The organism is Glycomyces sp. NPDC046736, assembly GCF_040645615.1.
Taxonomy (GTDB): domain Bacteria; phylum Actinomycetota; class Actinomycetes; order Mycobacteriales; family Micromonosporaceae; genus Glycomyces.
In genome coordinates, this window is the sequence record NZ_JBEYYO010000009.1 from 1 (window position 1) to 15,504 (window position 15,504).

The window sequence follows — 15,504 nt, forward strand, 5'->3', positions numbered from 1 at the left end:
CAGAAGTCGCGGCGGCCCTCGCGCATGAACGAGCCGACGTTCACCACGCCGGGGATGTTGGAGCCGACGCCCCATTTCGCGCCCGGGAACCGCCGTACAATCGCGGTATGGACGCCACCATGCGCGAGCTCAATCAGCGCACCGCTCAAGTACTGGCTCACGTCGAGTCGGGTGAAACCGTGACCGTCACCAAGAACGGCGCACCGATCGCGGTCATCCAGCCGATCGACGCGCACAGCCCGCAGACGTACGCCTTCCGTACCGATCCGATGGGCGACGACGACCGAGCACCGACCTTCAGGGGCGACCCGCTCTTCTCCGAGCGCGTCGACGACTGCCTGGCGGGTTTCGGCAGTGACTACTGACCTTCCTGTCGTCATCGCCGACACCTCGGCGCTGATCGCGTTCTTCAACGCCGACGACAAGCACCACGAGTCCACTCGCGCGGTGATCGCCGCAACCGGTCACCTGGTGGTCTCACCTTGCATCCTCGCTGAACTCGACTACCTGCTGGCGACCCGCAAAGGCCCGCACATGTCGAACCCGATCATGGGGTACATCGCCTCCAGGGTCGCCTCGGGCCGATGGGAGGTCCCGGGGATCGGCCCGCTGCTCCTCGCCGCCCACGCCGTGATGCAGGACTACCCCTCGATCGGATTCGCGGATGCCACGAATGTCGTGCTGGCCAGGGAGTTCCGGACGAACGCGATAGCCACATTCGACTGGAAGCATTTCAGGATGATCCGCCCGCTGACGCCCCACGACTCCTTCCGAATGCTGCCGGAAGACTGAGCCTCACGATCAAGGGCCGCAACCGGAACGGTTGCGGCCCTTTCGCTTTCAGCCCGGGTTGACGGTGATCGTGGGTTCGGCTCCCGGCCAGCCCGCCGGGGCGGGCGGCGGGGGCGCATAGGCCGGGGCCAAGCGCCGCTGCATGAAGAACGTGCTCACCGCCAGCAACGCCACCCCGATCACCACCAGGTACACCCCGCCGTCGGCGGTGATCTCCACCTGCGAGATCGCCGACGCCGCCTCCTCGTCGTAGTAGTCGTTGCCCGAAGCCGAGTTCTCCGCGAACTGCCGCATCTCCATCACCGGGTGGTACGAGAACGCCGCCGTCAACGCCGCCGACCCGATCGCGCCCAGCCGCGCGGGCCAGCGCAGCGCCGGGCTGCGGTGCGCGCTGATCCCCACCGCCGCCAGCAGCGCCACCGACATCACCACCGTAGGCGTGTCGACCGAGTACGTGCTCAGCCCGAACAGCCCCGCGAACGAATACGACCCGAACGTGTTCTCCGGATCGTCCACCTTCACCCGAGGCAGCATCATCGAGACGCACAGGATCGCCAACCCCACCCCGGCCACGGCCAGGCCCACCGGCGAGGGCGCGTCCGAAGGCGGACGCGGCGGGGCCAGGGGCGGCGCGAAACCCTGCGGCGCAGGAGGAGGCGGCGGCACCATCTCGGGCGGCGGCGCGGGGGAGGATTCCGGGGGAGGCATGGAGTTCACGCGCTCATGCTACCGGCGCGGCCCCGACCCCAGGGTCCGCCGAACGGCCGCCCGGGGCACGCGAAAGGGCCGCGTCCGAATCGGACACGGCCCTTCTCTGCTACTGCTGCGGGGCTCCGGGCCAGCCGCTGCCCGGCTGCTGCGGAGGCTGCTGCGCCTGCGGCTGCTGACCGGTCGGGGGCTGCTGCTGGTATGGCTGCTGCGGTGCGTACTGCTGCGGCGCGGGGGCCTTCGGCGGGGCCCAGCGCATCAGGAAGATGCTCGCCGCCAGCAGCGCCGCGGCGAGGATGTAGAGCCACACGCCGCCGCCGGCGCTGGCCTTGATCTTGACGTCTTCCCAGGCTTCGGAGCCGAAGACCTGGTTGAGCTCGATCACGGGGTGGAGCGCGGCCGCGGCGGTGATGGCGGCCAGGCCGATGCCGCCGAGCTTGGTGGCCCATTCGAGGCCGGGCTTGACGCCCGCGGCGGCCCAGCCGACGAGGACGACGAGGATCAGCGCGGCGGGCAGGCCGGGGAGGGCGACTCCGGCGGTCTCGTGTCCGAAGCCGGCGATCTCGTCGGCGTCGCTGCCGCCGAGGGAGATCTGGGGGATGAGGGACCCGATGGCGAGCAGGAGCAGGCCGGCGCCGGCGAGGCCGAGGCCGATGGGGGTCGGGCGGTCGGGGCCGCCGGGGAGCAGCGAGCTGTGCGGGGCCTGCTGGGGCGGCTGCTGGGGCTGCGACGGGTAGGGCTGTTGGGGGGCTGTGTAATCGCTCAAGCGACTGATCACACCTAACTGTGAGTGGTTCTGGCCGGATTGGGGGTGTCAGCCTTGGAATCCTACGGCCCCGGTGCCATTCGACGCGTATCCCGTTGAACGCGAGCCACTTTCGTAAACTCGCGTCGCTGATTCGTGTCGTACCCCCGCGCTAATATCGTGCCAGGGGTCCCTTAAGGGGGATTTATCGTGATATAGCGGGATTCGTCAGTTTCGCGCCTGGATCGGGAGCGGGTTCGGCGGCTCGATCCGCAGCTCGTTCACCACCATGTCCGCCGGGACCCCGAGCAGGTCCACGATGGTCTTCGCGACCGAGTCCACGCTGGTCGCACGCGCCACGTCGTAGTCCGAACCGTACTGCTCGCGCACACTGCGCTGCATGTCGGTGTCGAAATGCGAGGGGAACACGCTCGTCACGCGCACCCCGTTCGGCCGCTCCTCGGCCCGCAGCGCGTCCGCGAGCGCCTTCACCGCGTGCTTGCTCGCCGCGTACGAACTCCACTTCGCCCCCGCGCTGAGACCCGCGCCCGAGTTCACGAACACCACGTGCCCGCGCGCGGCCCGCAGCGCCGGGAGCAGCAGCCGGGTCAGCTCGGCCGGGGCGGTCACGTTGACCGCGAGCGTGCGCTGCCACCACTCCAGGGACTGCTCGGTCACCGGGGCCACGTGCGCGATCCCCGCATTGTGGATCACCGCGTCCAGACGCTCGATGCCCGCCTCGGCGCACGCCGCGGCCAGCGACTCCGGTTCGGCCAGGTCGGCGACCAGCGCCTGCGCGTGCGGGACGCGCTCCAAAGCGGACTCCGAGCGGGCGTGCGCGATGACGCGGTCCCCGCGGGCGCTCAGCCGCTCGGCCAGGGTTCGCCCGAGTCCGCGACCGGCGCCGGTCACCAAGATCGTTTTCGACATGCCGTCACATTAGCGGGGACCGCGAGTGGCTTCACCGCAACGCCGGGAGGCGTGCGGACGGTAACGTATGCACCATGATGGCCAGGACGAGCGGCAGATCGGGCGGCACCGCCCGCAAGGGAGGAGCGGCCCGCAAGGCCGCGCCCGCGGCACGTCGCAAACCCGCCGCGCAGCGCAAACCCCCAGCTCGCAAAACCGCCAAGAAAGCCGCGAAGAAGACCGCCCGCAAGGCCGCGCCCAAGCGCCGCGACGCGATCCCCGGCCCCCTCGAAGCCCTCGGCATGGGCCTGCGGGGCCTGTGGGTCGGCACCGCCCGCACCACCGGCTGGATGGCCCGCTCGGTCGGCAAAGAGGCCGCCACCGCCCGCGAGATCGACCCCGCGCACCGCCGCGACGGCCTCGGCCTGTTCTATGTGGCCGTCGCGATCGTCCTCGCCTGCGCGGTCTGGTTCGACGTGGCCGGGCCCGTGGGCGAGCGCCTCGCGTTCATCCTCGACTGGACCATGGGCCTGGCGACCCGGGCCCTGCCGGTCCTTTTGGTCCTGTGGGGACTGCGCATCATGCGCCAGAGCCCGCCCGAGGAAGGCGCGCACGGCCGCGCGCTGGTCGGTTGGGGCGGGATCTGGCTCTCCAGTCTCGGCCTCTTGCACCTGATCTCGGGCCTGCCCTCCGACATGGGCGAGCGCATGGCCGCGGGCGGCCAGATCGGCTGGCTCGTCGGCGGCGGGGTGGCCGCGGGCGTCTCGGCCTACGTCGCGTTCCCGCTGCTGGTGCTCCTGCTGCTCTTCGGGGTCCTCGTCGCCACCGCGACCCCGCTCAACCAGGTCCCGTACAAGCTCGGCCGCCTGTGGGTCCTGGCCACCGGCAAGGTCGAGTCCTACGAGGACGACGAGGCCGAGGACGAGCCGACCCCCCGCAAGACCCGCGCCGAGAGCCGCGAGGCCAAGCGCCTCAAGGAGGAAGAGGCCCGCCGGGTCCACCGCCCGACCACCGTCCTGCCGCGCCTGGCCCCCGAAGAGGTCCCCGAACTGGGCGTCGACACCGTCCGCGACTCGGAGCCGCTGCCCGAGCCCGAACCGGTGCGCGAACCCCCGAAGCACTCCGCGCCGCCCCAGCGCATCGAGCAGCCGACGCTCTCGGACGGCTCGGCCGCGATGGACGGCGACTACCGCCGCCCGCCGCTGGACCTGCTCCCGGCCGGGCCCGCCGCGAAGAAGCGCTCGAAGGCGAACGAGACCGTCATCGCCGCGCTCCAGGAGGTGTTCGCGCAGTTCAGTGTGGACGCCGCGGTCACCGGTTTCACCCGCGGCCCCACCGTCACCCGCTACGAGGTCGAGCTGGGCCCCGCGGTGAAGGTCGAGCGCATCATCCAGCTGTCGAAGAACATCGCCTACGCGGTCAAGAGCTCCGACATCCGCATCATCAACCCGATCCCCGGCAAGAGCGCGGTGGGCGTCGAGATCCCCAACACCGACCGCGACGACGTGGCGCTGGGCGACGTGCTGCGCTCCAAGACCGCCGAGTCCGACGACCACCCGATGATCGTCGCGCTCGGCAAGGACGTCGAGGGCGGCTACATCCTCACCAACCTGACGAAGACCCCGCACATGCTCATCGCCGGAGCCACCGGCAGCGGTAAATCCTCATGCATCAACAGCCTGCTCACCTCGTTGCTGGTGCGGGCCACGCCCGAGCAGGTGCGGCTGCTCCTGATCGACCCCAAGCGGGTCGAGCTGTCCAACTACGAGGGCATCCCGCACCTGGTCCACCCGATCGTGACCAACCCGAAGAAGGCCTCCGACGCGCTCCAGTGGGTCGTCAAGGAGATGGACATGCGCTACGAGGACCTCGCCAAGGCCGGGGTCCGGCACGTCGACGACTTCAACCGCAAGGTCCGCTCCGGCGAGCTCACCGCCGAGCCCGGTTCGACCCGCGAGCTGCGCCCGCATCCGTACCTTCTGGTGATCGTGGACGAGCTCGCCGACCTCATGATGGTCGCCGCGCGCGACGTGGAGGACTCGGTCGTGCGCATCACCCAGCTCGCCCGAGCCGCGGGCATTCACCTGGTGCTGGCCACGCAGCGCCCCTCGGTGGACGTGGTCACCGGCCTCATCAAGGCCAACGTTCCCTCGCGCCTGGCGTTCTCGACCTCGTCCCTGGCCGACTCCCGGGTCATCCTCGACCAGCCCGGCGCCGAGAAGCTCGTGGGCCGCGGCGACGGCCTGTTCCTGCCGATGGGCGCCTCCAAACCCGAGCGCATCCAGGGCGCGTGGGTCTCCGACGACGAGATCGACGCGATCGTGGGGCACGTCAAGAACCAGATGGAACCGCAGTACATCGAGGAGGTCACGGCCGCGCCCGGCTCCAAGCGCGACATCGACCCCGACATCGGCGACGACCTCGAACTGCTCATCCAGGCGATCGAGCAGGTCGTCACCACCCAGTTCGGGTCGACCTCGATGCTCCAGCGCAAGCTCCGCGTCGGGTTCGCCAAGGCCGGGCGGCTCATGGACCTCATGGAGACGCGCGGCGTCGTGGGCCCCTCCGAAGGGACCAAGGCCCGCGACGTGCTGGTCAAGCCCGACGACCTCGACGGCGTGATCGCCTCGATCCAAGGCGAATGAGACGGGGCCGGCCCGAAAGGACCGGCCCCGAATTCCTTGCGCCTATTCGAAGCTGACGCTCAGCTCGTGCGCCTTGTCGCCGGTGATCGGCAGCGTCACGCCCTCCTCTTTCCACTCCACCGGGCCCTTGGGGTGGAACACCAGCGAGTACGCCAGGGCGTCGGCGGGCACGTCGTACGACAGGTAGAACGTGCGCCAGACCCCTTCGGTGAACTCCTCGTCCACGTACTCCGAGGTGACCGCGGTGAGCGCCCCGTCCGGCCCGGAGACCTTGAGGGCCTCCTGCGGGTCGATGGCCCATTCGAGGCCGGAGCTGGAGTGCAGCCACCCGAACTCGACGTTGAGGACCGCCCGGTCGGGTTCGGCGACCCAGCCCTGGCCGGGTCGGTAGACCTCACGCGTGAAGGTGAACTGCGTGGCGTATTTCCAGTCGTCGAACCAGTACTCGTAGCTGCCGCTGGTGGCGTAGCCGTCGACCGAGCCTTCGGCGAGCGCGGAGTTGACCGTGTCGGTGGCGCCGTTGTACAGCGCCTGGATCAGGCCCTCGCGCGTGCGTTCGCGCATGTCGATCGACTGGGTGCGCTCGGAGTCGACCACGTCGAGGGTGATCGGGGCGTCCTCTTCGGTGACCACGAGGTAGGCCGCGCCGGGCGCGGGCACTTCGCCGTCGAAGTCCCAGGTCCGCTCCCCGATGGTGAGGGTCGCGGAGAGGTCGGTGAGGTCGTCGGTGTGGTAGGGGGCCTCGACGCCGGGTTCGGGCGCGAACTGGACGAGCGTGAACTCGTGCCCGGCGGGCGGCGCGTACGGGTCGGGGCCGTCGCCGAGGAGGTATTCGAGCTGGAAGTCCTCGGGGATCTCGGTGAAGGAGGCCACGCATTCGATGCGGAGCGCGAAGTGGGCGCCGACGAGGAGCCCTTCGTCGCCTTCGAAGCGGGTCTCGCCTTCGGCCGGGCAGACCGAGACGGGCACGTCGTCGCTGGCGAGGGCGAAGCCCGCGCGGGTGTTGAGCGTGCCGGTCGGGGCGGCGCCGCACGCGGTGGCGGTCAGGGCGGTCGCGCCGGCGAGGACCGCGAGGGCGGTGCGGCGGGCGGGGCTGTGGGGGGCAATGTCGCTGAGGGACATGCGACCAGCCTAAAGGATGCCCGCCACGCACCGTGATCCACTGTTGCCCCAGCGCAGTGCGGGTGTGAAAGTCCCGAATCGTCCGGTGCGAATTCGGGCCCGCGCGCCCGGGCCGGGCCATTTCCGCGCGGATGGGACGTAAGGTCGGCCACTGTAGCGCGGGACGCGACTGTGGCCCTGCCCGCCGCGCGGGCGTTCGCGGGCCGCCGGTGGGTACGCTTTCTTGGTGTCTCCAGCTCATTCGACCAGTGCTCAGGAAGCGACCGACCGTGACGCCTCCCGTAAGAGCGTCGCGCTCCTGACCCTCGGCTGCGCCCGCAACGAGACCGACTCCGAGGAGTTGGCCGCCCGGCTGGCCGCCGGAGGCTGGCAGATCAGCGACGACGGCGAGAACGCCGACGTCGTCATGGTCAACACCTGCGGGTTCATCGAGCAGGCCAAGACCGAGTCGATCGACGTCCTCCTGGACGCGTCCTCGACCGGCGCGAAGGTCGTGGCCACCGGCTGCATGGCCGAGCGCTACGGCAAGGACCTCGCCGAGAGCCTCCCCGAGGCGGACGCGGTGCTCGGCTTCGACCACTACCCGGACATGGCCGCGCGCCTCGACGACATCCTCGCCGGGCGCACCGTGGCCTCCCACCAGCCTTCCGACCGCCGCAAGCTCCTGCCGCTGGCCCCGGCCGCGCGCCAGGGCTCGGCCGCGGTCGTCCCCGGCCACACCCGGGCCGCCCAGGCCGACGGCGCGGCCGTCGCCGCCGGTTCGCCCCAGCACCTCGTGATGCGCAAGCGCCTGACCGAAGGGCCCGTGGCGAACCTGAAGCTCGCCTCCGGTTGCGACCGGCGCTGCACGTTCTGCGCGATCCCCTCGTTCCGCGGCTCGTTCGTGTCCCGCACGCCCGAGGAGATCATCGCCGAGGCCGCCTGGCTGGCCTCTGAGGGCGTCAAGGAGCTCAACCTCGTCTCGGAGAACACCACCTCCTACGGCAAGGACCTGAGCGACCCTCAGGCCTTGGAGCACCTCCTCGAAGGCATGGCCGCGATCGACGGCATCGAGTGGATCCGCCTGTCCTACCTCCAGCCCGCCGAGCTGCGCCCGAGCCTCATCGAGGCGATGCACCGCACCGAGAAGGTCGTCCCCTACTTCGACCTGTCCTTCCAGCACTCCTCGGCGAAGGTCCTGCGGCGGATGCGCCGCTTCGGCTCCACCGAGAACTTCCTCGCGCTGCTCAAGCAGATCCGCGACGTGGCCCCGCTGGCCGGGGCCCGTACCAACGTCATCGTCGGCTTCCCCGGCGAGACCGAGGATGACGTCCAAGAGCTCATGGGCTTCCTCGAAGAGGCCCGCCTCGACTCCACCGGCGTGTTCGCCTACTCCGACGAGGACGGCACCGAAGCGGTCGACCTCGACGGCCACGTCGACGAAGACGAAGTCTCCGATCGCCACACCCGCGTCTCGATGCTGGTGGACGAACTGGTCAGCCAGCGGGCCTCCGACCGGCTCGGCGAGGTCATGAAAGTCCTGGTCGAATCGGTCGAAGACGACGGCGTGGACGGCCGCGGCGAGCACCAGGCCCCCGAGGTCGACGGTTCGATCGCGCTGGTCGGCGAGGTCGACGGCCTCGAAGTCGGCGACTTCGTGACCGCGAAGGTCGTGGACTCAAGTGGCGTGGACCTGGTCGCCGAGATCGTGGAGGAGTCCTGGTGACCACCGCCCCGCCGGTCTCGCCGTGGAACATCGCGAACGTGGTGACGGTGGCCCGGATCTTCCTGGTGCCGGTCTTCGCGGTGTTCGTGGCGCTCTCGGGCATGGAGCACTCGGGGTGGCGGATGGCCGCGTGCGCGCTGTTCGTGTTCATCTCGGCCACCGACTTCGTGGACGGGTGGTTGGCGCGCTCGCGCAACCTGGTGACCGATTTCGGCAAGCTCGCCGACCCGATCGCCGACAAGGCCCTCATCGGCACCGCCCTGGTCCTGCTCAGCTACTACGGGGACCTGCCGTGGTGGGTCACCGTCGTCATCCTGGTCCGGGAAATCGGGATCACGGTGTGGCGCATGGCGATCCTGCGGCGCACGGTGGTCGCGGCCGACCGCGGCGGCAAGCTCAAGACCGTCCTCCAGATCACGGCCGTGGCCTGGTACCTGTGGCCGTGGCCCTCGCCGCTGGACGCGGTGGGCCCGTGGCTGATGGGCGCTGCGGTGATCCTCACGGTGCTGACGGGAATGGATTACCTGTGGAAAGCATTCAAAACGAGGGAGAGCGAGTCGAAGCGTCCGAGCTAGGCTTGCACGACCCACTTAAGCTCGCTTGAGCGATTGCGGCGCGGAGGAGAGTCCTATGGTCTTGTTGCGGGAACTGCTGGGAGAGACCCTGCGGCGCCGCCGCCGCGCGCAGAAGCGGACGCTGCGGGACGTGTCGAAGCAGGCCAACGTCAGCCTCGGGTACCTCTCCGAAATCGAACGCGGGCACAAGGAGCCGTCGAGCGAGCTGCTCGCCTCGGTGTGCGGCGCGCTCCAGGTGCGCCTCTCGGAGGTCCTCGCCGAGGTCTCCCGCGAGGTCGCCTCCCATGAACGCGGTGACGACGCCGCGCAGGGCCGCCCGGCCCTGGTGCTGCCGCGCGTGCGCGAGGCCGAGGCCCCCGAGGAGTCGGCCCGCCGCCGCCGTCACGCGCCGCCGGTCTCGCCCCCTTCCATCGCGCAGGTCCGCTCCCGGCACCGCCGAGGCGAAGTGACCGATTCGGTCGTTCGCGCGGCGGCCTGACTGAGTACTCGTCCTCGACGGTCGATGATGTAGTTTTGGCGAATAAGACGTCACCGTGTCCCGCATGGGTGGCGCGAATGTCCGACACTAGAGGCAAGTCGGCGTTGCACGGCAAAATTCTATGGCTCGCGAGCTTCGCCAAGGCTCCACCGGAAGGACCCCGATAATGGCCAATCCGTTCGTCAAGGGCTGGAAATACATGATGGCGCTCTTCGGTGCGAAGATCGATGAGTACGCCGACCCCAAGATCCAGATCCAGCAGGCGATCGAGGAGGCGCAGAAGCAGCACCAGGCCCTGGTGGGGCAGGCCGCCTCGGTGATCGGCAACCAGCGCCAGTTGGAGATGAAGCTCAACCGCTCGATGTCGGAGGTCGAGCGCCTCCAGGCCCAGGCCCGCCAGGCGCTCGTGCTCGCCGACAAGGCCCGTGCCGAAGGCGACGAGGGCAAGGCCCAGCAGTTCGAGTCCACCGCCGAGATCCTGGCCGGTCAACTGGTCTCCACCGAGCAGTCCCTTGAAGACATGAAGGTGATGCACGACCAGGCGCTCACCGCCGCCGACCAGGCCAAGAAGGCCGTCGAGAACAACCAGATGATCCTCCAGCAGAAGCTCCAGGAGCGCACCAAGCTCCTCGGCCAGCTTGAGCAGGCCAAGATGCAGGAGACCATCGCCTCGTCCCTGGAGTCGATGTCGCAGACCGCCGCCCCCGGCAACGTCCCCAACTTCGACGAGATCCGCGACAAGATCGAGGGCCGCTACTCCAACGCGATGGGCCGCGCCGAACTCGCCTCCAACTCCGTCGAAGGCCGCCTCCTCGAAGTGAACCGCGCCACTCGCGACATGGCCGGGGTCTCCCGCCTGGAGCAGATCCGCGCCTCCCTCGAAGGCGACCAGCTCTCCGGCACCAAGGCCGCCCCCGCGGTCGAGTCCAAGGAATCGGTCACCAACGCCCGCCTCGCCGACATCCGCGCCTCGCTCGGCAACGACGAGGGCACGGCCGAGGCCGAAGCCGACAAGACCAAGGGGTAGCCCCGCATGGACGCCAAGGCCCGCAAGCGCGCACTCAAGCGCCTGCGGGCCCGGCTGTCCTCCGCGAAGGAATGGTCGGTCACCGCCGGGGCCACCATCGCCGGCAGCGCGTTCTTCGTGCCCTACATGGGACTCGGCGTCGCCGACGGCGTCTGGGTCACCGCCGCAGGGCTCGCCACCACCATGTCGGTGATCCGCTGGGCCGACTACCGGCGCCTGGCCAAGGCGATCCCGGCCGAAGACCGCGCCTCCCTCGAACTCCACGGCCCGGCCGGGCTCTCCAAAGAGGCCAAGAGTCTCTTCGGCGAGACCGCCGAGGCGATTCGCCGCGGCCGCATGCGGGCCCAGTTCCGCCGCAGCCGCGCCCTGCGCCCCTACGAGCGCCTCGAACAGGCCACGATCGCCGCCGAGCAGATGGCTCAGCGCCTCGAAGGCAACGCCGAAGCCGTCGCGATCCTCTCCGGGGCCGCGAACGCCGGCGGCGAGCTCTACCGGCTCGCCTTGGGCGTCAAGGACATCGAGCAGGCCATCGCCGTCGCCCCCCAGGCCAAGCGCGCGGGCATGTCGTCGAGCCTCGACCGCATGGTCGAACGCCTGGAGACCGGTGTGGCCGCCTACGAGGACATGGTCAGCGCCGCGGGGGAGTGCCTGGCCGGTTCGATAGGCCTCAAGCACGCGCTGGCCGAGCACGGGCACGACCAGACCTTGGAGACGCTCACCGACGCGGCGGACAAGCTCCGCGCGGCCGGGGACGCGGCCAGCGAGATCCGGGACCTCGGTCCGCAGCGCGGCTGAACCCCAAGCGCCGCAACCGCATCCGAGCCGGACATTTCGGGACCCAATGCCAGGTACCCGAATATGTCTCATTTGATCTAATCTGCGGATGAAAACCCTGTTGTCTGGAGCCGCGGCGCTCGCCGCCGGCTCGATCGCGTTCTGGGGCAGCCCCGCCCAAGCCGACCCCGTCCCCGAGGGCCCGGTGCGGATGCACCTCAAGGACCACGCCGACATCCCGCTCGACGTGGACGGCGACGGGGTCCGCCTCGCCACCGAGTTCGACCTGTGGACCCTGCGCGCCCCCGAGGCCCTGGTGGACCTCGGCGAGTACCAGATCGTCCACGTCGAGTCCGGGCGCTGCCTCGCGGCCGACACCTCCGGCGGCGGCGAGACCGCCCCGGTCGCGCTCGCCGACTGCGCAGACTCCGAACCCTGGACCGTGGTCTTCGACGACGTGCCCTCCAACTCCGACTTCCGGTTCCTCACCCCCGACGGGTACTTCCTCGGCCTCGAAGACGACGCCGAGGCCGTCCACGGAGTCGAGGTCTTGGCCGTCCTGCCCGAGTCGGGCGCGAGCCGCCACTTCCAGGAGTGGCTCTTCGCCGCCCCGCCGGACGAGCCGTCCACGCCCCCGCCGAGCGAACCGCCCACGACCATCGTCGAGAGCGCCCCCGAGACCGAGACGCCCGGCCAACCGCAACTGCCGACCACCGGCACCGGCCTGGGCGCGGCCCTCGGCGGCGGCGCGGTCGCCGTCGCGGGCGGCGCGGCGCTCGTGTTGTGGCTGCACCGTCGCCGCTCACTCCGATCGGAATGGTGAAGCCGCTCATGCGCACAGCCGCGACCAGGCGATCCCGACACACTGAATCCCAGCATGCGGGAAATGCTGGCTCGGGTGACCGCTCGGTGGCATACTTCGACTCGTGACTTTCCAGCGCATGATGATTAGCTGCGGGCGTTCCGCGGGGCCTCTTCGATAGATGCCACCGCCGAACGCCAGACCTCCTGCCGCCCGCAGGGGGTCTTTTTCGTTCAGGGCGAACGAACGTTCAGGTCGGCTGCGCACACCGCAGCCTGAGACTAGAAATACCTGGAGCACCAAGTGACGCAACCAGACCCGCAACACGCGCGCAGCGGGGACTTCCACGTCTTCGACACGACCCTCCGCGACGGGGCCCAGATGGAGGGCCTGCGCTACTCCGTAGCCGACAAGCTCGCCGTCGCCGAGCTCCTCGACGACCTCGGCGTCGACTACATCGAGGGCGGCTGGCCCGGCGCGATCCCCTCGGACACCGAGTTCTTCTCCCGCGCCGCCGAGGAACTCAACTTCAAGCACGCCAAGCTCGTCGCCTTCGGCATGACCCGCCGCGCGGCCTCCAGCGCCGCCGAGGACCCCGGCTTCCGCGCCCTCCTCGACTCCCGCGCCCCGGTCCTGTGCCTGGTCGCCAAGTCCGACATGCGCCACGTCGAACAGGCGCTGCGCACCACCGCCGAAGAGAACCTCGCCATGATCGCCGACTCGGTGCGCACCGGCCGCGAGCACGAACGCCAGGTCTTCATCGACTGCGAACACTTCTTCGACGGCTTCCGCCACGACCCCGAATACGCGACCCTGGTGGTGCGCACCGCACTCCAGGCCGGAGCCGAAGCGGTCGTCCTGTGCGACACCAACGGCGGCCGCATCCCCTCCGACATCACCGCCGCCGTCACCGAACTGCGCCTGCGCCTGCTCGAAGACCTCCCGCCCGAACGCGTCCGCCTCGGCATGCACGCCCAGAACGACACCGGCTGCGCCGTCGCCAACACCCTCGCCGCCGTCCAAGCGGGCGTCATGCACGTCCAGGGCACCGCCAACGGCTACGGCGAACGCCCCGGCAACGCCAACCTGTTCAGCGTCATCGCGAACCTGGAGACCAAACTCGGCCGCAAGGTCCTGCCCGACGGCGGCCTGGAGAAGCTCACCCGCATCTCCCACGCCATCGCCGAGATCGCCAACATGATCCCCGACGAGCACGCCCCCTACACCGGGCACGCCGCGTTCGCGCACAAAGCTGGCATCCACGCCTCCGCGATCAAAGCCGACCCGGCCCTGTACAACCACGTCGACCCCGTCGTGGTCGGCAACGACATGCGCATCCTCGTCACCGAGATGGCCGGCCGCGCCTCCGTCGAACTCAAGGGCCGCGAACTGGGCATCGACCTCTCCGGCGACAAGACCGCACTCGACCGGATCACCAAGCGCGTCAAGGAACTCGAATCCAAAGGCTGGTCCTTCGAGGCCGCCGACGCGTCCTTCGAACTCCTCGTCCGCGACGAGGTCGAAGGCGGCCTGCCCCGCCCGTTCACGCTCGACACCTACCGCGTGATCGTCGACCACGATCCCGTGGGCGCGACCGTCGCCGAAGCGACCGTGCGCCTCGACGTCGACGGCGAACGCGTCATCTCCACCGCCCAAGGCAACGGCCCGGTCAACGCACTGGACGCGGCCCTGCGCTCGGCGCTGGCGGCCCGCCACCCGCGCCTGGCCGAGCTCACCCTCTCCGACTTCAAGGTCCGCATCCTCGCCGGCTCCAAGGGCACCGACGCGGTCACCCGCGTCCTGGTGTCCATGAGCGACGGCGAATCGGAGTGGACCACCGTCGGGGTCGCCCCCAACCTCATCGAAGCCTCCTGGAACGCGCTGGCGGACGCTCTCGCCTACGGCCTCAACCGCCGCTGAACTCTCCCACCTGATTCGCCACGAGCGACACCGATTCGGCCCGGTCCACAAGACCGGGCCCGAGCCCGGCCCGCGCCGATCGCGCTGGAGGGCGACGAAAAGGGGACCCGGCCACCCGGCCAGGTCCCCTTTCTCGCGCATCCGGTCAGTCGAAGACCGCGAGTCGCTTCTGCTCGATCGTGCCCGCGGCGAAGGTCGTGAACGACCCGCCCACGGCCAGGCTCGACCCGTCGGGGCTCGCGGTGGCGTCCCACGCCCCGATCACGCCGTTGGCGTTCGGGTTCCACGGCAGTAGCTTCCCGTCGCGGTCCACCGCCAGGAGCTTCCCGCGGTCGGCCTTGACGCCGTCGACGCATTCGCCCCGGGGCCCGGCGTGGTTGTTGACGCAGGCCTGGTCGAAGTGCCCGCCGCCGATGATGGTGTCGCCCCAGACCTCCACGGTCTGCATGCCGCCGTCGGTGGCCTGGTACCACAGGGTCGCCCCGGTGGTCGTGAACGCCCGGACCTCGCCGCCGCGCCCGTCCAGGGCCGCGTAGACGCGGTCGCCGGAGACCACGACCTGGCGGGTGAGGACGTACACCTTGGACTCGAATCCGGTGTCGACCGCGCCGGTGGCCGGGTCGACCGCGCCGAGCTTCCCGTACTTCTTCTCGCCGCCGAGGTAACTGAACGCCCCGGCGATGTAGAGCCGCCCGTGCCCGGGTTGGATGTCGCGCACGGCGCCTTCCTCGACGCGCGGCGCGAACGTGGTGATCGGCGCGCCGTCGGATGCGGTGACGGCGGCCAGGCGCGGCTGGGCCACGCCGCCGACGGTGGCGAACAGGCCGCCGAGGTACACGGTGGACCCGACCGGCTCGACCGCGTACACGGTGGCTGAGGGCTTCGGGTTCCAAGTGGTGTCGAGCTGTCCGCTGGAGAGCGCGAACCGCGCCACGCGAAGCTGCTTGACCCCGTCGACGTGGGTGAAGTTCCCCGCCACGTAAAGGAACCCGCCGCCGGTCGTGACCTCGTGGACCGGCCCGTCCAGTTCGGGCGCGAACGGCAGCAGCGCCCCTGTGGTCGAGTTCACGGCCGCGAGGTAGGTGCGGTCGGCGAAGGTCCCGTCGGTCTGCTTGGCGCGGGTGAACAGCCCGCCGGAGTACACGGTGTTCCCGTCGTAGGCGACCTTGTAGACCTGGTCGTTGAACGAGGCGGTGGTCAGCGGGACGCTGGAGTCGATCGCTACCGCGGGCGTCTGCGCGAGCAGGACGGCCCCGAGCAACGCGAAGAGTGTGATCATTCGGCGCATCACGGCAGTGTCGC

Annotated in this window: 14 protein-coding genes and 1 pseudogene; 10 read left to right on the forward strand and 5 right to left on the reverse strand. The window is 70.1% G+C overall.

Features of this window, described 5'->3' with window-relative positions:
* Nucleotides 1-365 (forward strand): type II toxin-antitoxin system prevent-host-death family antitoxin (locus AB0B28_RS10805; protein ID WP_360119514.1); only part of this gene is annotated, 365 nt, incomplete at its 5' end.
* Nucleotides 355-792: a PIN domain-containing protein gene (locus AB0B28_RS10810; protein ID WP_360119516.1), complete on the forward strand. Its 438-nt coding sequence runs from the start codon at nucleotides 355-357 to the stop codon at nucleotides 790-792. The genes AB0B28_RS10805 and AB0B28_RS10810, both read left to right, overlap by 11 nt.
* 48 nt (nucleotides 793-840) lie before the next feature.
* Here the strand turns inward: AB0B28_RS10810 and AB0B28_RS10815 are convergent, their stop codons facing one another.
* The 3 genes from AB0B28_RS10815 to AB0B28_RS10825 form a co-directional block, all read right to left on the reverse strand.
* Nucleotides 841-1,509, reverse strand: a complete 669-nt coding sequence (locus tag AB0B28_RS10815; protein ID WP_360119518.1) for a hypothetical protein — start codon at nucleotides 1,507-1,509, stop codon at nucleotides 841-843.
* Nucleotides 1,510-1,609: 100 nt separating this feature from the next.
* Nucleotides 1,610-2,266 carry a hypothetical protein gene (locus tag AB0B28_RS10820; protein WP_360119520.1) on the reverse strand — a complete coding sequence of 219 codons (657 nt, stop codon included), beginning with the start codon at nucleotides 2,264-2,266 and terminating at the stop codon, nucleotides 1,610-1,612.
* A gap of 207 nt (nucleotides 2,267-2,473) precedes the next feature.
* Nucleotides 2,474-3,175, reverse strand: a complete 702-nt coding sequence (locus AB0B28_RS10825) for an SDR family oxidoreductase (RefSeq protein ID WP_360119522.1) — start codon at nucleotides 3,173-3,175, stop codon at nucleotides 2,474-2,476.
* Between the two features lie 74 nt (nucleotides 3,176-3,249).
* On the opposite strand from AB0B28_RS10825, the gene AB0B28_RS10830 reads away from it, so the two are divergent.
* Nucleotides 3,250-5,799, forward strand: coding sequence for a DNA translocase FtsK (locus tag AB0B28_RS10830; RefSeq protein ID WP_360119524.1), 2,550 nt, complete (start codon nucleotides 3,250-3,252; stop codon nucleotides 5,797-5,799).
* Between the two features lie 42 nt (nucleotides 5,800-5,841).
* Here the strand turns inward: AB0B28_RS10830 and AB0B28_RS10835 are convergent, their stop codons facing one another.
* Complete coding sequence (locus AB0B28_RS10835) at nucleotides 5,842-6,921, reverse strand: hypothetical protein (protein WP_360119526.1); 1,080 nt, start codon at nucleotides 6,919-6,921, stop codon at nucleotides 5,842-5,844.
* 226 nt (nucleotides 6,922-7,147) lie between these two features.
* On the opposite strand from AB0B28_RS10835, the gene rimO reads away from it, so the two are divergent.
* From rimO to cimA, 7 genes and pseudogenes are all read left to right on the forward strand, one after another.
* Nucleotides 7,148-8,626 (forward strand): 30S ribosomal protein S12 methylthiotransferase RimO, encoded by a 1,479-nt coding sequence (rimO, locus tag AB0B28_RS10840; protein ID WP_360119528.1) that lies wholly within the window; start codon nucleotides 7,148-7,150, stop codon nucleotides 8,624-8,626.
* Nucleotides 8,623-9,201 carry a CDP-diacylglycerol--glycerol-3-phosphate 3-phosphatidyltransferase gene (gene pgsA / locus AB0B28_RS10845; protein ID WP_360119530.1) on the forward strand — a complete coding sequence of 193 codons (579 nt, stop codon included), beginning with the start codon at nucleotides 8,623-8,625 and terminating at the stop codon, nucleotides 9,199-9,201. Before rimO ends, pgsA begins: the two co-directional genes overlap by 4 nt.
* 55 nt (nucleotides 9,202-9,256) lie before the next feature.
* Nucleotides 9,257-9,481 (forward strand): annotated as a pseudogene (locus AB0B28_RS10850) (helix-turn-helix transcriptional regulator); the annotation flags it as partial.
* A gap of 364 nt (nucleotides 9,482-9,845) precedes the next feature.
* Nucleotides 9,846-10,706, forward strand: coding sequence for a PspA/IM30 family protein (locus AB0B28_RS10855; RefSeq protein ID WP_360119532.1), 861 nt, complete (start codon nucleotides 9,846-9,848; stop codon nucleotides 10,704-10,706).
* A gap of 6 nt (nucleotides 10,707-10,712) precedes the next feature.
* Nucleotides 10,713-11,501, forward strand: a complete 789-nt coding sequence (locus AB0B28_RS10860; protein ID WP_360119534.1) for a hypothetical protein — start codon at nucleotides 10,713-10,715, stop codon at nucleotides 11,499-11,501.
* An 88-nt stretch (nucleotides 11,502-11,589) separates the two neighbouring features.
* Nucleotides 11,590-12,303: a hypothetical protein gene (locus AB0B28_RS10865; RefSeq protein ID WP_360119536.1), complete on the forward strand. Its 714-nt coding sequence runs from the start codon at nucleotides 11,590-11,592 to the stop codon at nucleotides 12,301-12,303.
* A gap of 282 nt (nucleotides 12,304-12,585) precedes the next feature.
* The gene (cimA, locus tag AB0B28_RS10870; RefSeq protein ID WP_360119538.1) at nucleotides 12,586-14,202 is read left to right on the forward strand and encodes a citramalate synthase; all 1,617 of its coding nucleotides are present in this window, start codon (nucleotides 12,586-12,588) and stop codon (nucleotides 14,200-14,202) included.
* A gap of 145 nt (nucleotides 14,203-14,347) precedes the next feature.
* On the opposite strand, the gene AB0B28_RS10875 is transcribed toward cimA, so the two are convergent.
* Entirely contained in the window at nucleotides 14,348-15,490 is a 1,143-nt protein-coding gene (locus AB0B28_RS10875) for a hypothetical protein (RefSeq protein WP_360119540.1), read from the reverse strand.
* Nucleotides 15,491-15,504: the final 14 nt, after the last annotated feature.